General features: G+C 72.8%; 16 protein-coding genes. 8 read left to right on the forward strand and 8 right to left on the reverse strand.

What is annotated here, in order from left to right; translation table 11 throughout:
* The first annotated feature begins 323 nt into the window (after positions 1-323).
* The 5 genes from ACIRJT_RS35185 to alc all read left to right on the forward strand — a co-directional run bounded on the left by ACIRJT_RS35185 (position 324) and on the right by alc (position 5536).
* Entirely contained in the window at positions 324-635 is a 312-nt protein-coding gene (locus ACIRJT_RS35185) for a hypothetical protein (protein WP_398617395.1), read from the forward strand.
* On the forward strand, positions 636-3017 hold the full coding sequence (gene malQ / locus ACIRJT_RS35190) for a 4-alpha-glucanotransferase (protein WP_403917646.1): 2382 nt from the start codon (positions 636-638) through the stop codon (positions 3015-3017).
* A gap of 38 nt (positions 3018-3055) precedes the next feature.
* A complete protein-coding gene (locus ACIRJT_RS35195; RefSeq protein ID WP_032793216.1) occupies positions 3056-3268 on the forward strand; it encodes a hypothetical protein in 213 nt (70 codons plus the stop codon).
* A gap of 139 nt (positions 3269-3407) precedes the next feature.
* Positions 3408-4316, forward strand: a complete 909-nt coding sequence (locus tag ACIRJT_RS35200) for a LysR family transcriptional regulator (RefSeq protein ID WP_403917649.1) — start codon at positions 3408-3410, stop codon at positions 4314-4316.
* A 65-nt stretch (positions 4317-4381) separates the two neighbouring features.
* Positions 4382-5536 carry an allantoicase gene (gene alc / locus ACIRJT_RS35205; RefSeq protein WP_403917651.1) on the forward strand — a complete coding sequence of 385 codons (1155 nt, stop codon included), beginning with the start codon at positions 4382-4384 and terminating at the stop codon, positions 5534-5536.
* Positions 5537-5631: 95 nt separating this feature from the next.
* Here the strand turns inward: alc and ACIRJT_RS35210 are convergent, their stop codons facing one another.
* Complete coding sequence (locus tag ACIRJT_RS35210) at positions 5632-6165, reverse strand: hypothetical protein (RefSeq protein ID WP_403917653.1); 534 nt, start codon at positions 6163-6165, stop codon at positions 5632-5634.
* Between the two features lie 183 nt (positions 6166-6348).
* Between ACIRJT_RS35210 and ACIRJT_RS35215 the strand changes: the two genes are divergently transcribed.
* A complete protein-coding gene (locus tag ACIRJT_RS35215) occupies positions 6349-6810 on the forward strand; it encodes a hypothetical protein (protein WP_403917656.1) in 462 nt (153 codons plus the stop codon).
* Positions 6811-6823: 13 nt separating this feature from the next.
* On the opposite strand, the gene cydC is transcribed toward ACIRJT_RS35215, so the two are convergent.
* From cydC to ACIRJT_RS35235, 4 genes are read right to left on the reverse strand one after another with little or no spacing between them, the layout of a single operon-like run.
* On the reverse strand, positions 6824-8611 hold the full coding sequence (cydC, locus tag ACIRJT_RS35220) for a thiol reductant ABC exporter subunit CydC (RefSeq protein ID WP_403917657.1): 1788 nt from the start codon (positions 8609-8611) through the stop codon (positions 6824-6826).
* The gene (cydD, locus tag ACIRJT_RS35225; protein WP_403917659.1) at positions 8608-10299 is read right to left on the reverse strand and encodes a thiol reductant ABC exporter subunit CydD; all 1692 of its coding nucleotides are present in this window, start codon (positions 10297-10299) and stop codon (positions 8608-8610) included. The genes cydC and cydD overlap by 4 nt, the downstream gene beginning before the upstream one ends.
* Positions 10300-10327: 28 nt before the next feature.
* Positions 10328-11389: a cytochrome d ubiquinol oxidase subunit II gene (locus tag ACIRJT_RS35230; protein ID WP_403917662.1), complete on the reverse strand. Its 1062-nt coding sequence runs from the start codon at positions 11387-11389 to the stop codon at positions 10328-10330.
* A 27-nt stretch (positions 11390-11416) separates the two neighbouring features.
* Positions 11417-12709, reverse strand: a complete 1293-nt coding sequence (locus tag ACIRJT_RS35235; RefSeq protein WP_403917665.1) for a cytochrome ubiquinol oxidase subunit I — start codon at positions 12707-12709, stop codon at positions 11417-11419.
* Between the two features lie 133 nt (positions 12710-12842).
* Between ACIRJT_RS35235 and ACIRJT_RS35240 the strand changes: the two genes are divergently transcribed.
* Positions 12843-13766, forward strand: a complete 924-nt coding sequence (locus ACIRJT_RS35240; RefSeq protein ID WP_403917668.1) for a LysR family transcriptional regulator — start codon at positions 12843-12845, stop codon at positions 13764-13766.
* Between the two features lie 118 nt (positions 13767-13884).
* Here the strand turns inward: ACIRJT_RS35240 and pepN are convergent, their stop codons facing one another.
* A complete protein-coding gene (pepN, locus tag ACIRJT_RS35245) occupies positions 13885-16461 on the reverse strand; it encodes an aminopeptidase N (RefSeq protein ID WP_403917671.1) in 2577 nt (858 codons plus the stop codon).
* Positions 16462-16585: 124 nt separating this feature from the next.
* Between pepN and ACIRJT_RS35250 the strand changes: the two genes are divergently transcribed.
* Entirely contained in the window at positions 16586-17086 is a 501-nt protein-coding gene (locus tag ACIRJT_RS35250) for a DUF1203 domain-containing protein (RefSeq protein ID WP_403917673.1), read from the forward strand.
* A gap of 76 nt (positions 17087-17162) precedes the next feature.
* On the opposite strand, the gene ACIRJT_RS35255 is transcribed toward ACIRJT_RS35250, so the two are convergent.
* Positions 17163-18191 (reverse strand): aspartate-semialdehyde dehydrogenase, encoded by a 1029-nt coding sequence (locus tag ACIRJT_RS35255; protein ID WP_361868288.1) that lies wholly within the window; start codon positions 18189-18191, stop codon positions 17163-17165.
* 302 nt (positions 18192-18493) lie between these two features.
* The gene (locus ACIRJT_RS35260) at positions 18494-21802 is read right to left on the reverse strand and encodes a S8 family serine peptidase (RefSeq protein ID WP_403917676.1); all 3309 of its coding nucleotides are present in this window, start codon (positions 21800-21802) and stop codon (positions 18494-18496) included.
* Positions 21803-21953: the final 151 nt, after the last annotated feature.

The following is a 21953-nucleotide window of genomic DNA, read 5'->3' on the forward strand; positions in this document are numbered from 1 at the left end:
GGTGGTGGACCGCCGTGCCGACCCCCTCGGACCGCAGGCGGTGGGCCCCGGCGGGCTCCGAGCCCACCACCCGGGCGCGAGGGTGTCAATGCGCATGGCCGTTCTGCCGTATTTGCCGGGAATAGCGACACCTTCGAGCCCTCTGGGGCTGGTGTGGCGGCCGCGAATGGCTGAAAACGGCCCATACCTGCCGTTCGGGGGAACGAAATGTGACCCAGAGCACGTTGGGCTCGTTGTCATAACGCCTGCATCACGTTCACGTCTGCCGCGGCGAGGCCTGGGTAGGCCTGCTGTGTCCTGTTCTCCATGGCCAGGAGGCCACCATGCCCGCTGCCGCGCAGCTTCTGCTCTCCGCCCTCTCCAAACAGGTACCCACACGGCCCGAATCCGCGCCGCTGACCAGCGAACTTCCCCTTGCCGACGTCGCCCACCTGATCAGCGGGCCGCCGCTCGCCGACGTCTCCCTCCTGCTCGGCGAATCCTCGTTCGCCGATTCCGCGCCGCTGACCAGCGAGCCTCCGCTCGCCGATGCCACCCCTCTCACGAGCGAGCCTCCGCTCGCCGCCGTCGCCCCTCTGACCAGCGAGCCGACCGCACCCGGCACCGCAGGGGGCATGGAGTTCCCAGGAGTCTGAATGGGCTTGTCCCGGCTCGCCGCACTGCACGGTGTCGCCACCTCCTACTCCCCGTCGCCGGATGTCACGGTGTCCGTCCCCGACGACACGGTCATCGCCGTGCTCGCCGCGCTGGGCGTCGACGCCGGCACTCCGGCGGACGTACGGAAGTGCCTCGTCGCCGCGGAGTCCCGCTCGCGCCTGCTGCCGCCGACCGTGGTGGTCTGGGCCGGCGAGCCCCTGCCGCCCGCCCTCACCGGACTGCCCCCCGGCTCGACCGTCACGGTCGAGCCGGAGCCGCCCGGGACCCCGGGACGCCCCTCGGCCCGTCCGCCCGCCCCGCTGAGCATGCGGGCCCGGGCGGAGGCCTCCGCCCCGCCGCCGGGCGCCTCCGCCCCGCCCGTGCCGCCGCCGGGTGCCTCCGCCCCGCCCGGGACGCCTGCGGCGGGCATCCCGGGCGACTCCGTGCCGGCGATGACGCCCGGGGGAGGCACCGCCGCCTCCGCGCCGTCCGTAACGCCTCCCGCGGGCACCGTCACCGCCTTCGCGTCCGCCGCCGCATCCGCCACCGCGTCCGCGCCGCACCCGCAGCGCGCCGACGGGGCGCCCGGCGCTCCGGCGGCCGTCCCCGCCTGGTGGATCCCGCCCGCCCCCGGCGTCCACCGCGTCCACGTCCGTACGCCGGACCACCGCCGCGCCACGGCCACCCTCGTCGTCGCCCCGGCCCGCGTCCCGCAGCCGCCCGAGCGCTCCCACGGCTTCCTGGTCCAGCTCTACTCCCTGCTCTCCGCCCGCTCCTGGGGCATGGGCGACCTCGGTGACCTGGCGGACCTCGCCGCCTGGTCCGGGCGGACCCTCGGCTCCGGGTTCGTCCAGGTCAACCCGCTGCACGCGGCCGTTCCCGGGCACCCCACCGACCCGTCCCCCTACCGCCCGTCCTCGCGCCGCTTCCCCGACCCGGTGCACCTGCGCGTCGAGTCGATCCCCGAGTACGGCCACGTCCGCGACCGGGCCGCCCTGGACGACCTCCGGCAGGACGCCGCCGCTCTCAGCGAGGCCGTGCTGAACAAGGGCGCGCTGATCGACCGGGACGCCGTCCGGGAGCTGAAGCGCCAGGCCCTGGAGCTGGTCGTCGAGGTCCCGCTCACCCCGGGCCGCCGCGCCGCCTACTGCGACTTCCTGGCCGAGCAGGGCCAGGCGCTGGAGGACCACGCCCTGTGGTGCGCGCTCGCCGAGGTGCACGGCCCCGACTGGCACACCTGGCCCGAGGCCCTGCGCGACCCCCGCTCCCCGGGAACCGCCCGCGCCCGGACCGAGCTGCTGGACCGGGTGGACTTCCACTGCCGCCTCGCCTGGCTGACCGCCACCCAGCTCGCCGACGCCCAGCGGGCCGCCGAGGACGCGGGGATGGGCATCGGGATCGTCCACGACCTCGCCGTCGGTGTGCACCCGGCCGGCGCCGACACCTGGGCCCAGCAGGACGCCTTCGCCCACGGCATGTCCGTCGGCGCGCCCCCCGACGCCTTCAACGCGCGCGGCCAGGACTGGGGCCTGCCGCCCTGGCGCCCCGACGTCCTCGCCGCCACCGGCTACGCCGCCTACCGGGGCCTGCTGCGCGGACTGCTGGCCCACGCCGGGGCCCTGCGCATCGACCACGTTATGGGCCTGTTCCGGCTCTGGTGGGTGCCCGAGGGGCGCCCGCCCACCGACGGCACCTATGTCGCCCAGGACGCCGAGGCGATGCTCGCCGTCCTCGTCCTGGAGGCCCACCGGGCCGGCACCGTCGTCGTCGGCGAGGACCTCGGCACCGTCGAGCCCGGGGTCCGCGAGGCGCTCGCCCGGCGCGGCGTGCTCGGCACCTCGGTGCTCTGGTTCGAGCGCGACTGGGACGGCGACGGACGGCCGCTCGCCCCGGAGAAGTGGCGCCGGGACTGCCTGGCCACCGCCACCACCCACGATCTGCCCTCCACCGCCGCCCGGCTGACCGGCGACCATGTGACGCTGCGCCACCGCCTCGGCCTGCTCACCCGCCCCTTGGAGGAGGAGCTGACCGAGGACGCCACCGACACCGCCGAGTGGCTGGCCCTCCTGGCCCGGCTGCGGATGCTTCCCGAGGGCGACGGCGACGAGGAGGCCGCCGTCCGGGCCGTCCACCGCTTCCTGCTGCGCACCCCCGCCCGGATGACCGGTGTCTGGCTCCCCGACACCACGGGTGACCGCCGCCCGCAGAATCTCCCCGGCACCTGGGACCAGTACCCCAACTGGCGCCTCCCGATCGCCGACGCCGAGGGGCATCCGGTCACCCTGGAGGAGATCACCGCCTCACCGCGGCTGCACGCGCTGATGGACGTCCTACGGCCCCGAAAGCCTCATACGGCACCCCCGGGCGAGCGCCGTCCCTAGCTGTTCGCTACGTTGGCACCGTGGAAAAGATGAACGCTATGCGCGCCGGCGTCGTTGCGGCCGGGACGACGCTGATGATGCTGCTCATGTCGAGCCCGGCGCTCGCGCTCACGCCCGACGACGGTGACGACCCGGCTCCGCGCCTGAGCGCGATCGAGACCATCGGTCTCTACGTCGTCGCGCCCATCGCCCTGTTCGTGGTGATCACGGGCCTGGTCATGGTCCTGGACAAGTCCAAGAAGCAGGTCTGACCCGCACACGTAACCCAGGCACGAAGGGTGCGCCGCCGGTGGGAACCACCGCGCGGCGCATCCGTGCGTCCGGCCCCGTACGCGCGTCCGGCCCGGGGCGGGAACGGCCCGGGCCGGACCGGACCGGTAGGTTGCGCCCATGACCGAGTGGGACGTCAAGAAGCTCCGCATCCTGCGCACCCTGCGCGACCGGGGCACCGTGACGGCGACCGCCGAGGCGCTCCGGATGACCCCCTCCGCCGTCTCCCAGCAGCTCACCAACCTGGCCAAGCAGCTCGGCGTGGACCTCCTGGAGGCCCAGGGCCGCCGCGTCCGTCTCACCGACGCCGCCCACCTCGTCCTGCGCCACGCCGAGGCGGTCTTCGCCCAGCTGGAGCGGGCCGAGGCCGAACTGACCGGCTATCTGCGCGGCGAGGCAGGCGAGGTCAGGGTCGGCGCCTTCTCCACCGCCGTGCCCGCCCTCGTCGTCCCCGCGGTCCGGCTGCTGCGCGCCGAGGAGCGCCCGGGGCCCGACGTGCGTGTTCGGGAGGCCGAGGCCGCCCAGGCCTACGAGCTGCTCACCGCGGGCGAGGTGGACCTGGCCCTGTCGCTGGCCGCCCACGCGCCCACCGCCCGCGATCCCCGCTTCAGCCTCTTCCCGCTGCTCGCCGACCCCCTGGACGTGGCGCTCCCCGCCGGCCATCCGCTGGCCGGCGCACCCGCGCTGCGGCTCGCGGACCTGGCCGCCGACCGCTGGATCTTCGGCGGCTCGGGACCCTGGTCCGAGATCACCACCGCCGCCTGCGAGGCGGCGGGCTTCGTTCCCGAGCAGGCCCACAGCGCCGCCGGGTGGACCGCGATCCTCGCCCTGGTCGAGGCGGGCATGGGCGTCGCGCTGGTCCCCCGGATGGCCGCCCGGGAGCGTCGCGAGGGCGTGGTGATGCGGGTGCTGGAGGCGGACCGGCCGCGCCGCCACGTGGTGGCGGCGGTCCGGCACGGGGCTTCGAGCGGACCGGCGGTGGCCCGGGTCCTCGCGGCGCTCACCAGCGTAGCCGCATCATTCAGTTGAACTGAAAGGTATCTGCGAAAACTTTCGATGGACCTGATGGGTCCGGTGGCGCGAAGGTAGGAGCCATGACCTTCGACGCGAGCGAGACCACATTCCAGGACCCCGACACCGACCCCCACGCCAATGACGCCGCGCCCTACGGCGGCGGCGACCCGTACGCCGACTACCGCGAAGCCGGAGACCTCCCCTTCACCGAGCTGGTCGACCTCGCCGACCGCCGCCTCGGCGCGGGGGTGATCGCCGCCAACGACGAGTTCTTCGCCGAGCGCGAGAACCTGCTGATCCGTGAGCGCGCCGTCTTCGACCCCGAGCACTTCGGGCACAAGGGAAAGATCATGGACGGCTGGGAGACCCGCCGCCGCAGGGGCACGGACGCCGAGACCCCCTTCCCGGCCCCCGGGGACCACGACTGGGCGATCGTCCGCCTCGGCGCGCCCGGGATCATCCGCGGCCTGATCGTCGACACCGCCCACTTCCGCGGCAACTACCCGCAGCGCGTATCGGTACAGGCCACGTCCGTCGAGGGCGCCCCGAGCCCCGAGCAGTTGCTCGCCGACGACGTGAAGTGGGAGGAGATCCTCCCGCCCACCCCCGTCCGCGGCCACGCCGCCAACGCCTTCGAGATCACCGGTGGCCGCCGCTACACCCACCTGCGCCTCTGCCAGCACCCCGACGGCGGCATCGCCCGCCTCCGCGTGCACGGCGAGGTCGTCCCGGACCCGGCCTGGCTCGCCGCGCTCGGCACCATCGACCTGATCTCGGTGCTCAACGGCGGTACGTACGAGGACGCCTCCGACCGCTTCTACTCCTCGCCCACCCAGATCATCCTGCCGGGCACCTCCCGCAAGATGGACGACGGCTGGGAGAACCGCCGCCGCCGGGTCCGCGACACCAACGACTGGGTCCGCTTCCGCCTCCCCGCCCAGGGCGCGGTCCGCGCGATCGAGATCGACACCGCCTACCTCAAGGGCAACTCCGCCGGCTGGATCGCCCTCCAGGGCCGCAACGGCGACACCGGCGAGTGGTTCGAGATCGTCCCGCGCACCCGCCTCCAGCCCGACACCCTCCACCGCTTCGTGCTGCGCGCCCAGGCCGTCGTCACCCACGTCCGCCTCGACGCCTTCCCCGACGGCGGCGTGGCCCGGATGCGCCTGCACGGCACGCTCACGGAGTCCGGCGCGGCCGAGCTGACCCGCCGCTACGAGGAGTCGGGCGCGTGACCCCGTAACCCTCGGGTCGGCCCCGCAGTTCCCGCCCGGCGGACGGTTGCGCTCCTGCGCCCGCCCGCCGGGCGGTTTCCACCCGGGCGGGCGGCTCAGGCGGCGTACGCGGAGAAGCGCAGCGTCTTCGCCAGCACCCGCCAGGTCCCCCAGGCGAACACCCGGTTCACCGTGTTGCAGAAGGCCTCGCCCGTGCAGTCGGTGGGCCGGTCCTGCCAGGCCCGGACCGTCAGGGAGTGGAAGCCGAGGGTCCGCGAGAAGGCGAAGCGGATGTGCATGCCCCGGCCCAACTGGTGCCCCGGCAGCGTGTTGATCTGGAAGAAGTCGTTCCCGATGTACTCCACCTCGACCGGATTGCCGCCCAGCAGCTCGCAGCGCGCCCCCGCCCGGATCCGCCCCGCGCAGCCGCCGCTGACCGGGAACAGCCAGAAGTGGCCGGTCAGTTGCTCCCGGACGTCGTCCGCCCCGGTGAACGGATGCAGCCCGAGGCTGTAGCCGTACGTGTAGAGGTCGTAGCAGCCCGCCGGACCCGCCCGGCAGTCCGGCCGGCCGGCCACCGGGGCGGCCGGGCCCGTCAGCAGACCCGCGCACAGCGCCAGCGCGACCGGCACGGCGGCGAAGCCGGGCATCCGAACCCTCCCGTGGCCTGCGACCGAAGCTTCCTGCGACGACCCTTCGGACCGTAGGCCACGGGAGCCCCCACCGCGCGCCGACGACGCCCGAACGCGCGAGGGCCGAACGGGCGGCGCCCCAGGGCACGGGCTACCCTGCGGACGTTCGCATCCGATACCGCACTCCCCGGGGATCATCAGATGGCAGAGGCCGTGCTGTGCGACGGACTGGATCCGGACGATCCGGACGCCATGACGGTCGTCGTGGTCGTGTCGGACGTGGCCGACCATCACGAGCGCGCCGTGGCCCGGCTCGCGTCCTACGGGTACGAGGGGGAGAACTGCCTCTACCTGGTGCGGACGGACGGCTGGGCAGAACGGCGGCTGGACGATGGGCTGCTGACCGTGGACATCGTCGCCCACTCCGCCCTGCTCAGAGGGCTGGAGGTGGACCGGGACCGGTTCACCGAACGCTCCGTGGGCGACCCGGCGGCGCTGCGGCTGCTGCGCGTGGAGGCGCGCGTCGACCCCGGGGCGTACGGCAGGGCCTCGGAGGTCACCCTCGTCCTGACCGTGCCCGCCGGGACCCCGGCCGAGCAGGCCGTGGAGGGGGTCCGGACCGGTGAGGACTGGCCGCTCGTCCTCACGCCGCAGCCGGATTGACGGGTCGCCCGGGTCAGGGCGTCACCGTGGTGGTGCCGCCCCGGGAGCCGTGGACGGAGTCCGGGGTGAAGGGACGGATCCGGCCCCCGTCGAGAACCACGATCCGGTCGGCGGCGGCGAGGCCCTCCTGCTCGTGGGTGACCAGCAGAGTGGTGCGGCCGCGGGTGGCGTCGAGGATGTCGGCGAGCACGGCGGCCGCGGTGTCCGGGTCGAGCCCCTCGGTCGGCTCGTCCAGGACGAGCACCGGCGGATCGGCGAGCAGGGCGCGGGCCAGGAGAAGACGGTGGCGCTGACCGCCCGACATGGTCGAGCCGTCGCCACCGAGCCGGGTGTCCCAGCGGTCGGGCAGTGACTCGATCCAGTCCAGGAGCCGGGCCCTGCGGGCCGCCCCACGCAGCTCGGCATCGGTGGCGTCGGGGCGGGCGAGGAGCAGGTTGGCGCGGATCGTGGTGTGGAAGACGTGCGCGTCCTGGGTCATGCCGGTGATCGCACGGCGTACGTCGGCGCCCGAGCGGTCGCGCAGTTCGCGCCCGCCGACGCGGATGCTCCCGGCCTCGTACGGCACGAACCGCATGAGCGCCGCGATCAGCGTCGACTTGCCGGATCCGCTGGCGCCGAGGAGGACGGTCCGGCGGCCGGGCGACAGCCGCAGGTCCACCCCGTCGAGAGCCGGCGGGCCCTCGGGGCGGTGGCGCACCCGCAGGCCGGTGATGTCCACGCCGAGCGGTTCGCCGGTGGCGAGCGGGAGCGGCACGGGCGGATCGACGACCGGCGGCGGAGTGTCGAGGAGATCCGCCAGCCGGCGCGCGGAGGACCGTACGCCGACGAGGGAGCGGGCGGCGGCCGGCAGCGGCGTCAGGGCCTCGAAGGAGACCAGCGCGAGGACCGCGACGACGGTGAGGTGGACGGCCGGCAGCGTTCCCGCGGCGTGGGCGCCCAGCGCGACCCAGGCGACGCCGACCGTCGCCCCGCCCTGGAGCAGCAGCACCACGGCCGAGGCGAGCGAGGTGGTCAGGGCCCGGTGGCGCTCCAGAACGGCGATCCGGGCGGAGGCGTCGCGGACCAGCCCGTGGGCGCGGCCCCGGGCGCCGTACGCGGCGAGATCCGCCGCGCCCCGGGTGACGTCCACGGTGAGCGCCGCGAGTTCGGCGCGCGCGGCCTTCTCCGCGCGGCCGGCCCGGCCGGACACCACCAGCACCAGGGCGGGGACGAGGAGACCCGCCACTGCCAGGAGCAGCCCGAGCAGGATTCCCGCCCGCGGCAGGAGCACCGTGGCCGTCGCGGTGGCGGCCAGCGCGACCGCGGCGGCGGCCGCGACCGGGATCAGCACCCGCAGCAGCAGGTCCTGGGCGGCGTCGACGTCGTCGACGAGGCGGGTCAGCAGATCCCCGCTGCGGAAGGCCGGGGTGCCCGCCGGGGCGAGCGGCACGAGGGCCTCGTACACCCGGGTGCGGAAGCCCGCGACGGCCCGCAGCACGCCGTCGTGGCCGAGGAGCCGGTCGGCGTAGCGCAGCGCTCCGCGTCCCAGGGCCAGGGCGCGCACGGCGACGATCGCGAGGCTCACGGAGGCGAGCGGCGGCTGTTCGGCGGCGCGCGTGATCAGCCAGGCGGCGGTGGCCGTCAAGGTGGCGGCGGCGAGCTCGCTGCCCGCGGCGGCGAGGGCGGCGGGCAGCAGCCTGCGCCAGTGAGGCAGGAGGTGGCGCAGCAGCCGGAAGGTGGGGCGGGGGCCGCGCGCAGGGGCGGGGGCGTCGGTCCCGACGGTCCGGCCGGTCCCGACGGGGGAGGCCATGGGGGAGGTCATGGGGCCACCGCTCCTTCTGCCGGGGCCGACCGGGTCGGCGCGAGGCCGCCCGCCCGTACCGTCACGATCCGGTCGGCGTGGGGCAGCAGAGCGGTGCGGTGGGCGACCACGATCGAGGTCCGGCCGCGCATGAGGCGGACCGTGGCCCGGGTGACGGCGGCCTCGCTCCCGGAGTCCAGGTGGGCCGTCGGCTCGTCGAGGAGCAGCACGGGGGCGTCCTTGAGGAACGCGCGGGCCAGGGCGATCCGTTGGCGCTGGCCCGCCGAGAGCCCGGCGCCGTGCTCGCCCAGCGGGGTGTCGTACCCCAGCGGCAGTTCTTCCACGAAGCGGTCGGCCGAGGCGGCGCGGGCCGCCCGCCGCACCTCGGCGTCGCTCGCGTCCGGGCGCCCGAGGCGGATGTTCTCCGCGACGGAAGCCGCGAACAGGTGAGGCCGCTGAGGCACCCAGGCCACCTGGGTGTGCCAGCTTTCGGGGTCGAGGCCCGCGAGGTCGGCGCCGTCGACGGTGACCCGGCCCGCGTCCGGGCGCACGAAGCCCAGGAGCAGGGCCAGGAGCGTGGACTTGCCGGCACCGCTGGGGCCCACGAGGGCCACGTGTTCGCCGGGGCGCACGGAGAGGGACAGGTCGCGGAGGGCGGGCTCGGCGCGGTCCGCGTAGTGGACCGTGACCCGGTCCAGGCGCAGGTGCGCCGTTCGGGCGGCGGGCGCCGGGGCCCGAACGGCGGGGCGCGCCGCACACGTCCCGTCCTCGTCGAGGATCGCGAACACCCGCTCGGCCACCGTGACGCCCTCGGCGCTGTCGTGGAAGGCCGCGCCCGCCGCCCGCAGCGGGAGGTAGGCCTCGGGGGCGAGGAAGAGGACGATCAGCGCCGTGCGGAGGTCCGTTCCGCCGGCCAGCAGCCGCAGGCCGACCGGGACGGCCACCAGGGCCACGGAGAGGGTGGCGACCGTCTCCAGCACGAGCGAGGAGAGGAACGCCACGCGCAGCGTGCGCATGGTGGCCCGCCGGTGGGCGTCCGCCATCTCGCCCACGACCCGGGTCTGATGCCGCTCGCGGCCGAACGCGCGCAGCGTCGGCAGCCCGGCCACCACGTCCAGGAAGTGGCCGCCCAGAGTGGCCAGCGACCGCCACTGCCGGGCGGTGCGCCGGGCGGTGTGCATGCCGACCAGCGCGCCGAACACGGGGATCAGCGGCAGCGTCACGATGATGATCAGCGCCGAGGACCAGTCGGTCCACAGCAGCCAGCCGACGACCGCCGGCGGCACCACCGCGACGGCCGCCTTCGTGGGCAGATAGCCGACGACATAGGGGTCCAGCGCGTCGAGACCGCGCGTGAGCAGGGTGACGGTCTCGCCGTGGCGGCGGTCCGCCAGCTCCTGCGGGCCGGTCTGGCGCAGCCGTTCGGTGATCCGGTCCCGCAGCGTGCGCCTGGCATCGGCCGCGGCGAGCTGGGCGAGTGCGCCGCGGGCCCACGCCAGGAGTGCGCGCAGCGCCGTGACCGCGCCGAGTGCGACCAGTGGTGCGCTCCGGAACGGGCGCCCGGCGAAGCCGTCCGCGAGGACCGTCGCCAGCAGGACCGCCTGGGCCACGACGATCCCGGCGCCCAGCAGTGAGAGTGCGGTCGAGTACGCCATATGGCGGCGCAGTAAGGGGAGTTCGCGCATCAGGCGACGTTCCACAGGCTTCATCGGGTGTCCCTCTCCTCGCTCCCGCGGCTCAGAAGTAGCTGGGGTGACGGCGACCCGTCCGCCCCCGGAAGGCCCACCAGCTCCACGTCTGGTAGGCGAGGATCACCGGGAACAGCACGACGCCGAACGCGAGCAGGATCTTCAGCGAGGCGCTGTCCGCGGCGGCCTGCTGGAGGGTCATCCCGGGCCCCGTCGAGCTGATCAGGACGTACGGGTAGTGGCCCGCGCCCACGAGCACCACGGGCAGCACGGTCGCGGCGCAGGTCGCGGCGAACGCCCGGCGGTGGCGCCCGTGGGAGAGGTGCCACCAGGCGGCGGCGAGCGCCGCCGCGAACAGGGCGACGACGGCTCCCGAGGTCGCACGGTTCTCCATCGAGGCGCCCGCGCCGAAGAGCGTCAGCAGCAACGGGAGGGCCCCGGCGGCGCCGGCCGCCCGCAGCAGGGCGGCGCCCAGCCGCCGGGCCTCGGAGGCGACCCCGGGAGCCGAGCGCAACGCGACGAAGGCCGCCCCGTGCGCCGCGAAGAGCAGTGCGGCGGTCACGCCGCAGGCCAGCACGAACGGCGAGAACACGTCACCGAATCCGATGTGGAAGCTTCCGTCGGCCCGCCGGGGAACACCGCGCAGCAGCAGCCCCACGAAGAGTCCCCAGCACACGGCGGGCAGCGCGCCGCCGAACACGATCAGGGCGTTCCACCACCGGCGCCCGCGAGCGCTCCGGGCGCGGCCGCCCAGCTGGACCGCGGCGTTGCCGAGGACCAGGCCGACGAGGATCGCCACGATCAGCGGGTACAGGCCGGACAGGAGGCTGCCCTCCAGGTGCGGGAAGGCCCCGAACAGGACTCCGGTGAAGGCGACCAGCCAGACCTCGTTGCCGAGGAAGAAGGGCGCCATGGCGTCGAGGGCGGCGTTCCCGCCCGAGCGAGCGGCCTCCTGGCCGTCCCGGCCGCCCCGACCGCCCTGGCCGTCCCGCCCTTCCCGCCCGCCGAGCAGGGGGTGCAGCATCTGTACGCCGTAGTCGTAGCCGCCGAGCACGAAGTACCCGGCGAGGAGCAGGCCCAGCAGGACCAGCCAGACGGTCTCCAGGGTCATCTCTCTCACCTTTCCCTTGCATCCTGATCAGAAGGCCGGGCTCGTCCGCTCGTCCGGGGCGCCGCCCCCGGGCACGTCGTCGTCCAGCGGTTCGGTGGCGCCGAGCTGGGTGGCGTCCGGACCTCGGCGGGCGAAGCGGGTGATCAGGGTCCAGTTCGTCACCGCCAGCGCGAGGAAGACGGCGATGAACACCGCGCAGGAGACGGCCAGGGAGGTCCTGCCGACCGAGGACAGCGCGTCCTCGACCTTCAACTGGCCGTAGACGATCCAGGGCTGACGCCCGACCTCCCGCAGGACCCAGCCGCTCACGGAGGCGATGAACGGCAACGGGATCATCGCGGTCATCAGGTGGGCGAAGGGGCGCCAGCGGATCAGCCGGTCCTTCCACAGCAGGAGGACGGCGATGATGGTGATCGTGGACACGGTGTAGCCGATGACCGTCATGAGGTCCATCGAGAAGCGCAGCCACGCGTCCGGCGGTGTGTAGTCGCCCGGCCCGTACCGCTCGACGAGCTGCGCCTGGACCCGGTCGATGTCGCCGTTCTCCAGGATCGCCGCCTTCATGGGCTGGGACCGCTCGATCTGGGGCAGCTGCATCTCACCCACGGTGGCGACGAACCAGCTGGTGGGCGTGGCCACCAGGAGCGCCAGGCGCAGGGAGCCCCGGAACAGCTCGGTCTCCTCGGTGCCCCGGGCGAGGTGGTGGGCGCTGATGCCCAGGACGAACACGCTGCCCGTCATCAGCGCGGCGAGCGTGACGTGGGCGAGCGCCATGAGGGCGCTGGAGTTGGTGAGCAGCGCTCCGAAGTCGGTGAGGTGGGCGGCGCCGTCGCGCACCTCGAAGCCGACGGGGTTCTGCATGAAGCCGTTGGCGATCAGGATCCAGTACGCGGAGGCGTACGCGGTCAGGGCGACCAGCCAGATGAGTGTGACGTGTACACCTCTGCGCAGCCGGCCCCAGCCGAAGATCCACATGCCGAGGAAGGTGGACTCGGCGAAGAAGGCGATGAGGGTTTCGAGGGCCAGCGGGACACCGAAGACGTTGCCCGCGAACTTGCTCAGGCCGCTCCAGCTGAGCCCGAACTGGAACTCCATGACCAGACCGGTGGCGATGCCGACCGCGTAGTTGATGACGTAGAGCTGCCCCCAGAAGCGCGTCATGCGCTCCCGGACGGCACGCTCTGCGGGATCACGGGTGAACGCGGCCCGGGTGTGCATGATCGCGACCAGGGGGACGACCCCCATGGTGAGGATCACGAACAGCCAGTGGATGCCGGTCGTGGCCGCGAACTGGAGTCGTGCCAGCTCGACAGCGCTCATGAGCGTCCTTCCTGGGGGCGGGGGGCCACCTGTGCGGTGCCCCTGCCGAAGACCGTAGGAAGAATTGCTTATGCACTCCAAGACCGATTTCGTCATGTGAACATAGCTCTGGAGCTATGAATGAAGGTGGAATGTGGATCTTCTGCAGTTGCGCTACTTCCAGGTCGTCGCCCGGTACGAGCACATGAGCCGCGCCGCGGAGGAGCTGCGCGTCGCCCAGCCCTCCCTCAGCCGCACCGTCGCGCGCCTGGAGACCGAGCTGGGCTCCCCGCTCTTCGACCGTCATGGCCGCCGTATCCGGCTCAACCAGTACGGGGCGATGTTCCTGCGCCACGTCGACCGGGCCCTGAGCGAGCTCGACGACGGCCGCAGAGCCGTTCGTGAGGCCCGTGACACGGGGCTCGGCCGGGTCGGCGTCGCCTCCGAGACCCTGCTGACGATCACCCCGCTCCTCGGCAGCTTCCGCGTCACGCACCCGCGCGCGGACGTGAGGCTGTTCCAGTCGGACGCGGACGGGATGAGCCGTCGGCTGCGCTCCGGCGAGGTCGACTTCTGCGTGGCCTCGCAGCCGCTGGCCGGTACGAACCTGGAGTCGATCGAGCTGGCCCGGGAGGAGGTGCTGCTCGCGGTCCCGCCCGGACACCGGCTCGACGGGCGGGAGAGCGTGACGATCCCCGAGATCGCCGACGAGCCCTTCGTCACCACCCGTGTGGGCAACTGGCAACGCGCTCTCCTCGACCGGCTGTTCGCAGCCGAACGGCTGACGCCGCTGCTGTCCTGCGAGGGCGACGAACCAGGGGCCAGCCAGGACATGATCAGCGCCGGCCTCGGCATCGGCCTCATCCCGGCGACGTCCCGCCAGGTCGGCACACACGCCCCGGTCGCCTGGGTGCGCCTGGACGCGCCCGACTGCCACCGGGTGCTCACCCTGGTGTGGAACCGCGGCGCCTACTTCTCCGAAGCCGCTCTGCGTCTCAAGGAGTTCATCACCAGCAGGCCCTTCATGGCGCATCATCTGCCCGACCCGCGCCGCGAGCGCGGCCGCGACGCGCCCTGACGGCTCGCGCGCCCGGCCCCGGCGCCGGCCCCGGCGGCGGTCCCGGCGGCGGTCCAAAAAAGGGGCGCCCCCTCCGCCGCGGCGAAGAGGGCGCCCCTCGGGGTCGTACGCGAAGGGGTCAGGCCGTGGCCGCCGCCGCGTCCGCCGCCCGGGCCTTCAGGGCGCGCTCCACACCGGACCGCGACTCCGACATCAGCCGGCGGAGGGCCGCGCCCGGCTCGGCCGAGGCCAGCCAGGCGTCCGTGGCGTCCAGCGTCTCCTGCGAGACCTGGAGGGCCGGGTAGAGGCCCACGATGATCTGATGGGCCATCTCGTGGCTGCGCGATTCCGAGACGTCCTTCACCGAGGCGAAGTACTTCTCCGTGTACGGGGCCAGCAGCTCGCGCTGGTCCGTCTGGACGAAGCCGCTGATGACCGCTTCCTGGAGCGAGTTCGGCAGCTCGCCGGACTCCACGACCGAGGCCCACGCCTGCGCCTTGGCCTCCTGCGACGGCTGCGCCGCCCGCGCCGAGGCAGCGTGGCGCTCGCCCGCCGCCGTCCTGTCGCGCTCGTACTCGGCGGCGATCTCCTCCTCGTCCAGCAGCCCGGTGGCCGCCAGCCGCTGCACGAACGCCCACCGCAGCTCGGTGTCGACGGCCAGGCCCTCGATGGTCTCCGTGCCGTCCAGCAGCGACTGGAGCAGGTCCAGCTGCTGCGGGTTGCGGGCGGTGGCCGCGAAGGCGCGGGCCCAGGCCAGCTGGTGGTCGCTGCCCGGCTCCGCCGCGTGCAGGTGCGCCAGCGTCGCGTCGCTCCACTGGATCAGCGCGCCCTCACGGGCCTCCGGCGCCGCGTACACGTCGAGTGCCAGCTTCACCTGGCGGTGCAGCGACTGCACGACGCCGATGTCCGACTCCTTGCCGATGCCGGAGAGCACCAGGGCGAGGTAGTCGCGGGTGGCCAGCTCGCCGTCGCGCGTCATGTCCCAGGCCGAGGCCCAGCTCAGGGCGCGCGGCAGCGACTCGGTGAAGTCGCCCAGGTGCTCGGTGACGACCCGCAGCGACTCCTCGTCGAGGCGGACCTTGGCGTAGGAGAGGTCGTCGTCGTTGAGCAGGACGACCGCCGGGCGGGCCTTGCCCACCAGGGCCGGCACGTCGGTGCGCTCGCCGTCGACGTCCAGCTCGATCCGGTCGGTGCGCACCAGCTTGCCGGCCGCGTCGAGGTCGTAGGCGCCGATGGCGATGCGGTGCGGGCGCAGCGTCGGCTCGCCCTTCGCGCCGGCGGGCAGCGCCGGGGCCTCCTGGAGCACGGTGAAGGAGGTGACCCGACCGGTCTCGTCGGTCTCGATCTCCGGGCGCAGGATGTTGATGCCGGCCGTCTCCAGCCACGCCTTCGACCAGGTCTTCAGGTCGCGGCCGGAGGTCTTCTCCAGGGCGCCCAGCAGGTCGGAGAGGCGGGTGTTGCCGAAGGCGTGCGCCTTGAAGTACGCCTGGACGCCCTGGAAGAACGCGTCCTTGCCGACGTACGCCACGAGCTGCTTGAGCACGGACGCGCCCTTGGCGTACGTGATCCCGTCGAAGTTGACGAGGACGTCGTCCAGGTCCTGGATGTCCGCCATGATCGGGTGCGTGGAGGGCAGCTGGTCCTGCCGGTACGCCCAGGTCTTCATGGAGTTGGCGAACGTGGTCCAGGAGTGCGGCCACTTCGATCCGGCGGCGTCCGCCTGGCAGGCGATCGAGGTGTAGGTGGCGAACGACTCGTTCAGCCAGAGGTCGTTCCACCACTCCATCGTCACGAGGTCGCCGAACCACATGTGGGCCAGCTCGTGCAGGATCGTCTCGGCCCGCACCTCGTACGCCGCGTCCGTCACCTTGGAGCGGAAGACGTACTGGTCGCGGATGGTGACCGCGCCCGCGTTCTCCATCGCGCCCGCGTTGAACTCCGGGACGAAGAGCTGGTCGTACTTGGCGAACGGGTACGCGTAGTCGAACTTCTCCTGGAACCACTCGAAGCCCTGCCGGGTGACGGCGAAGATGTCCTCCGCGTCCAGGTACTCCGCGAGGGAGGGGCGGCAGTAGATGCCGAGCGGGACCGACTGGCCGTCCTTCTCGTAGCTGCTGTGCACCGCGTGGTACGGGCCCACGATGAGGGCCGTGATGTACGTCGAGATGCGCGGTGTCGGCTCGAAGGTCCAGACGTCGTCCCTGGGCTCCGGCGTGGGGGAGTTCGAGACGACCGTCCAGCCGGACGGGGCCTTCACGGTGAACGCGAAGGTCGCCTTCAGGTCGGGCTGCTCGAACGAGGCGAAGACGCGGCGGGAGTCCGGGACCTCGAACTGCGTGTACAGATAGGCCTGCTCGTCGACCGGATCGACGAACCGGTGCAGGCCCTCGCCGGTGTTGGTGTACGAGCAGTCGGCGACGACCCTCAGCTCGTTGGCGCCCGCACGCAGATGCGGCAGGGCGATCCGCGCGTCGCGGAACACCGCGGCCACGTCCAGGTCCTTGCCGTTCAGCACGACGTCGTGGACGGCCGGCGCGACCAGGTCGATGAACGACTCCGCGCCCGCCTCCGCGCAGTCGAAGCGCACGGTGGTCACGGACCGGTAGGTGCCGCCCTCCTGCGCTCCGGAGAGGTCGAGGTCGATCTCGTACGCGTCCACGGTCAGCAGGCGCGCCCGCTCCTGTGCCTCTTCGCGGGTCAGATTCGTGCCAGGCACGCGGTCAGCTCCTAGGTGTGCGACTTGATAAGCGACGTTTCCGCCCATCCTTCCACGCACGTGCTCCCAACGCGATGTCCGTTTTCCGCCGGACGCGGACGGTTCCGCGGGACACGCTCGAACCATGACCGGACACCAGCCACGACCCATCGATCCCGCCGCCCTCGCCGAACTCCGCGCCGCCGACGACGCGGGCCGGCCCTGTCGCCCGTACACCGCGGCCGAGGGCGGCCACCCCCTGCGCTGCTGTCTGCGCGGCTGCCGGCCGGGGGAGCGCATCGCCCTCGTCTCCTACGCCCCGCTGCGCCGCTGGGCCGCCGCGACCGGGGCGAGCCCGGGGGCGTACGACGAGCAGGGCCCCGTCTTCATCCACGCCGAGGAGTGCCCGGGACCGGACCCGGAGCAAGCCGGATATCCCTTCGCGCGTGCGGGCGCGCTGCGCGCGGTGCGCCGCTACGACGCCCGCGGGCACATCGTGGGCGGCCGGCTGCTGGAGCTCCCGGCCGACCCGGAGAAGGGCTTCGACGCGGCCCTCGACGAGGCGTTCGCGGACCCGGAGGTGGTGTCGGCGCACGTGCGGGCCGTGGAATACGGGTGCTTCCACTTCGAGGTGCGGCGAAGCTGAGCCGGTACGGGCACGGGGAAGGGGCGGCCACCGGTGTCCGGTGGCCGCCCCTTCCCCGTACGCGTGACGCCGCGGGTCAGCCCTTCAGCTCGGCCGCCACCAGCTCCGCGATCTGCACGGCGTTGAGCGCCGCGCCCTTGCGGAGGTTGTCGTTGGAGACGAACAGCGCGAGGCCGTGCTCGACCGTCTCGTCGACCCGGACGCGGCCCACGAAGGAGGCGTCCTTGCCGGCCGCCTGGAGCGGCGTCGGGATCTCCGAGAGCTCGACGCCCTCGGCGTCCTTCAGCAGCTCCAGGGCGCGCTCGACGCCGATCGGACGGGCGAAGCGGGCGTTGATCTGGAGCGAGTGGCCGGAGAAGACAGGGACGCGGACGCAGGTGCCGGACACCTTCAGCTCCGGGATCTCCAGGATCTTGCGGGACTCGTTGCGGAGCTTCTGCTCCTCGTCCGTCTCGAACGAGCCGTCGTCCACGATCGAGCCCGCCAGCGGCAGCACGTTGAAGGCGATCGGGCGCTTGTAGACGGCCGGCTCGGGGAAGTCCACTGCCTCGCCGTCGTGGGCCAGCTTCTCGGCCTCGGCGACGACCTTGGCGGCCTGGCCGTGCAGCTCGGCGACCCCGGCGACCCCGGAGCCGGACACGGCCTGGTAGGTGGCGACGGTCAGCGCTTCGAGCCCGGCCTCGTCGTGCAGCGGGCGCAGCACGGGCATCGCGGCCATCGTCGTGCAGTTCGGATTGGCGATGATCCCCTTCGGGCGGACCCGGGCGGCGTGCGGGTTGACCTCGGAGACGACGAGGGGGACCTCGGGGTCCTTGCGCCAGGCGGAGGAGTTGTCGATCACCACGGCGCCCTGGGCGGCGACCTTCTCGGCCAGCGCCTTCGAGGTCGCGCCGCCGGCGGAGAACAGCACGATGTCCAGGCCCGTGTAGTCGGCCGCGGAGGCGTCCTCGACGGTGACGCCGGAGCCCTTGAAGTCGATCGTGGAGCCCGCGGACCGGGCCGAGGCGAACAGCCGCAGCTCGTCGACCGGGAAGTCCCGCTCGGCCAGGATCCTGAGCATGACAGTGCCGACCTGACCGGTGGCGCCGACGATTCCGACCTTCACGAGGACTCCTCTGTTCTGCACGTGCGGCGTCTGCTCGTCCGTGCGGCTGTACGGCCCGTTTGCCGCTCCATGATGCGTATGTCCTGGCCCGCCTTGTCCAATCCATTGTCCGACCTGCGGACTCTTCCCGCGAGGACCGCAGATTCTGCGACGTCCGTGCGTACCGGGGGAAACATCTGCGGCGGGCGGCGGAGGCTGTGACGAGGAACACGCACAGCGGGGCGGGTGCTCGTGAGAGCGCCCGCCCCGCCGTCGTGCCGATGGGGTCCGTCACGGCCCCGTGGGAGCCGTTGCGGGGTCCGTTACGGCGTGACCTTCTCGATCACGACGCTGCCGGTGCCCGCGGCGGTGCCGCGCGCGTTGACCAGCTTGACCTCGCCGAAGAACTGACGGCCCGCGGGGGCCGCCCCGGCGACCACGACCTCGGCGCCGACCTGGGCCGACGCGCCGTTGGCCAGGTTCACCGCCTTGGTGGAGTCGACCTTGATCGTGCCGAGCGACGCCGAGTAGTACACGTCGCGGTAGTCGTACGTGGTCGACCCGGCCGGGACCGAGTAGCCGTCGACGACGACGGTGTACGTGCCCGCGGCGGGCTTCAGCAGGCTGACCGCCTCCTCGGAGCCGGCGGTGGTCGCGCTGCCGACCTGCGTGGCGCCCCGGAAGACGTACAGGTCGAGGTCGGCGTTGGCGTCCGACGTGCCGCCGATGGCGATGTCGAGCTTCTCGACGCCCGCACCGATGGTGACCGTGGTCTGCCGGCTCTCGCCCGTCGAGATCGACGGCTTCGCCACCTTGGCCGAGCCCAGCGAGCCGCCCTGGAGCTTGCCCTGGAGGTCGGCGGCGCGGTTGGTGACCTTCCAGTCCACCGGGGCCGGAGTGCCGATCTTCGCCTCGGCGATGGTCCGCACCGCCGGGTCGAAGGTCGCGCCGAGCAGCGAGACGTCCAGCTTGTACGGGTTGTCCAGCAGCGGCGACGTACGACGCGCCTCGACCTCGATCTCCCACACGCCGGGCTGCGGGTCCTTGTAGGAACGCGCGTCCGGGCGGCAGGTGTTGGCCGGGTTCTCGTAGTTCGGGTAGCAGAAGGTCGTCGTGGTCGGGTCGACCGGCGTCCCGTACGGGTGCAGGGAGACGAACCGCGTCTGGCTGCCCGAGCGCAGCGCGCTGAGGGCGACCTCAAGGGTCTTCGCGCCCTCCGGCACGTTGACGAAGTACGACGTGGTGCCGTTGCGCTGGACCGAGCCGGACGCCTTGTAGGCGTAGCCGGGCTGCTGCAGCTCATGGGCGACGACGACCGTGGTCATGATCTGGTGGTCCACGCCGGAGGTCTTCTTGTCGTCGACCCGCAGGATGGCGCTGTGGACGCCGGCGGACTTCGCCTTCGCCTTGACCTTGAGCTTGACCGGCGTGTCGAGCGGCAGCGAGACGTACTGGGGGCTGCTGAGCTCGAAGGTGCCGTCGTTGTTCTTCCAGGACAGCTTGTGCTGGACGTTGCGGTCCGGGCCCGTGGTGCGGGTGACGACGACGTCGTAGACCTTGGTCGCGCCGACCTTCAGGCCGCCTTCGCGGTCGTAGAGGCCGGTGCCGAAGCCCGGGTCCTTGAGCGCGAAGTCGATCGCGGTGTCGACCGGGGCCTTCACCGAGAACTCGTGCGCGGGCTTGCCCTGCTTGGCGATCTGCTTCCACGCCTTGACGATGTTGATCAGACCGGAGCCCTGGGCGTGCGCGGGCACGTCCTCGATGTGGGTCGCGGTGCTGGTCAGCGCGGTGCGCAGGTCGGCCGGGGGAAGCTCGATGCCCTTCTGCTTCGCCGCCGACAGCAGCAGCGCGGCGGCGCCCGCCGCCTGCGGGGAGGCCATCGAGGTGCCCTGGAGCATGGAGTAGCCGGCCGGCAGGGCGTAACCCGCCTCCTTGACCGGACCGCCCGGCGCCCAGGTCTGGGTGGTGTTGATGGACGCGCCCGGCGCCGCGATGACCGGCGTGAAGCCGCCGTCCTCACGCGGACCGCGCGAGGAGAAGGGCTGCATGTCGTACTTCTTGGTGACGGCCGAGCCGTAGTTGGCCGCCCACGTCTCCTTGGAGATCGACGCGCCGACCGAGATCACGTGGTCGGCGACCGACGGGTCACCGATGGTGTTGAGCCCCGGGCCGCTGTTGCCGGCCGAGATGACCAGCTGCACGCCGTAGATGTCGATGAGCCGCTTGTACAGCTCGGCGCGCGCGTTGTTGCCGTCGTTCAGCGGCGGCAGGCCGCCGATCGACATGTTGACGATGTCGACGCCGCGGTTGACGACGAGGTCGATCATGCCCTCGGTCAGCGCGATGTTGGTGCAGCCGCCGGACCAGGTGCAGGCACGCGAGGAGACGATCTTGGCGCCGGGGGCGGCGCCGCTCATCTCGCCGCCGAACAGCCCGTTGGCCGCGGTGATGCCCGCGACGTGCGTGCCGTGCGCGCCCTCGATGACGCCGATGTTGACGAAGTCCGCCTTCGCGCCCGAGGCGTCGAGGACCACGCCTCTGCGGGTCTCGACGACGAACGGGATGCGCTCGACGACCTGGGTGCGCGGGTCGTCCTCACCGAAGTAGGAGACCTGGAACTTCTCCTTGTACGGCTTGAGGACCTTGTCGTCGGAGAAGTCCGCGTTGTTGTTCAGGTCGACCCGCGTGGTGCCGGTGACCGGGTCGTACAGCACGCCCCAGACGTCGGTGGTGTCACCGTCGCGGTTGAGGTCGCCCGCCATCTCGCCGCCGGTGGTGGCCGCCTCGGCGAACGTGGCGAACTTGTAGCTGCCCGCCGGCGCCGAGTAGGTCTTCCCGCCGGACGTGAACGTCGGGCCGGCCACCGACTGGGACATCTCCAGCCAGGTGCCGTCGCCGTCGCTCACCGGGTCGGTCGCGGTCACCCAGTCGACGATCTTGCGCTCGCCGGTGGTGGTCTTCTTCAGGGCCGGGTGACCGAGGTCGACGCCGGAGTCCAGGACGCCGATGGTGATCCCGCGGCCGTCGGCCGTCGGGTGCTTCTCGACGAAGTCGACCGCGCCCGTCTCGAACGACGGGTTGTACGGGTTCTTCGCCGGGGTCTTCTTGTCCGGCGCCGCGTAACTGCCGGTGGCCTTCGGCTGCTTCGCTCCGGCGGCCCGGTCGCCCCTGGGCGTCGGGTCGTCCAGCTTGATCTCCTGCTTGAGATCGATGCCGAGGACGGAGGAGAGCTTCGAGGCCGCCTTGATGGTGGACTCGGCGCGGCTGGTCGGGACCGTCGCCCGGACGTAGCCGAGCTTGTCGTAGGTCTGGCCGAGCACGGAGCCCTCGACGGCGTCCAGCTGCTTGCTGACCTGCTCGGTCGCCCCCGGGGTGGTGGCGACCATCATCGTGACGCTCTTCTCGCCCTTGGCCTCGGCCTTCGCCAGGACATCGGCGTCGGCCTTGCCGAGCTTGTCGCCCCGGTCGCTCGTGGCGGCCGGTTTGACGGGTGCCGGTGCCGGGTCCTCGGCGGCGAACACCGGAGCGGCGCCGGAGGCGGCGAGTGCCGCCGCCAGTCCGGCGGCGGCCGCGATACGAGCCGCGCGTCTGGCCCCGGGTATGGAGCTGGGGGATTCCTTGGTCATCAGCATCCCTGTAATTGAAAGAGAGAGTCCGGAATTCGGTACCGGATGACCGCTCAGCCTGTCGTAAATGACAGAGGTTTGTGGAGAGTTGGCGGAGGCCAGTCAGGGACATGGCATAGACCCGCCATGGGGCGTGACATGCCACGAGGGATGAATG

It is taken from the genome of Streptomyces sp. NPDC102283 (assembly GCF_044766265.1).
Lineage (GTDB): Bacteria > Actinomycetota > Actinomycetes > Streptomycetales > Streptomycetaceae > Streptomyces.

Excerpts from the sequence above, each read along its gene's own strand:
- alc (WP_403917651.1), top strand. The coding sequence starts at position 4,382 with ATGACCTTCGACGCGAGCGAGACCACATTCCAGGACCCCGACACCGAC.
- ACIRJT_RS35235 (WP_403917665.1), bottom strand. The coding sequence starts at position 12,709 with ATGAGCGCTGTCGAGCTGGCACGACTCCAGTTCGCGGCCACGACCGGC.
- ACIRJT_RS35195 (WP_032793216.1), top strand. The coding sequence starts at position 3,056 with ATGCGCGCCGGCGTCGTTGCGGCCGGGACGACGCTGATGATGCTGCTC.
- malQ (WP_403917646.1), top strand. The coding sequence starts at position 636 with ATGGGCTTGTCCCGGCTCGCCGCACTGCACGGTGTCGCCACCTCCTAC.
- ACIRJT_RS35215 (WP_403917656.1), top strand. The coding sequence starts at position 6,349 with ATGGCAGAGGCCGTGCTGTGCGACGGACTGGATCCGGACGATCCGGAC.
- ACIRJT_RS35250 (WP_403917673.1), top strand. The coding sequence starts at position 16,586 with ATGACCGGACACCAGCCACGACCCATCGATCCCGCCGCCCTCGCCGAA.
- cydD (WP_403917659.1), bottom strand. The coding sequence starts at position 10,299 with ATGAAGCCTGTGGAACGTCGCCTGATGCGCGAACTCCCCTTACTGCGC.
- ACIRJT_RS35185 (WP_398617395.1), top strand. The coding sequence starts at position 324 with ATGCCCGCTGCCGCGCAGCTTCTGCTCTCCGCCCTCTCCAAACAGGTA.
- ACIRJT_RS35260 (WP_403917676.1), bottom strand. The coding sequence starts at position 21,802 with ATGCTGATGACCAAGGAATCCCCCAGCTCCATACCCGGGGCCAGACGC.
- ACIRJT_RS35230 (WP_403917662.1), bottom strand. The coding sequence starts at position 11,389 with ATGACCCTGGAGACCGTCTGGCTGGTCCTGCTGGGCCTGCTCCTCGCC.
- ACIRJT_RS35200 (WP_403917649.1), top strand. The coding sequence starts at position 3,408 with ATGACCGAGTGGGACGTCAAGAAGCTCCGCATCCTGCGCACCCTGCGC.
- ACIRJT_RS35210 (WP_403917653.1), bottom strand. The coding sequence starts at position 6,165 with ATGCCCGGCTTCGCCGCCGTGCCGGTCGCGCTGGCGCTGTGCGCGGGT.
- cydC (WP_403917657.1), bottom strand. The coding sequence starts at position 8,611 with ATGACCTCCCCCATGGCCTCCCCCGTCGGGACCGGCCGGACCGTCGGG.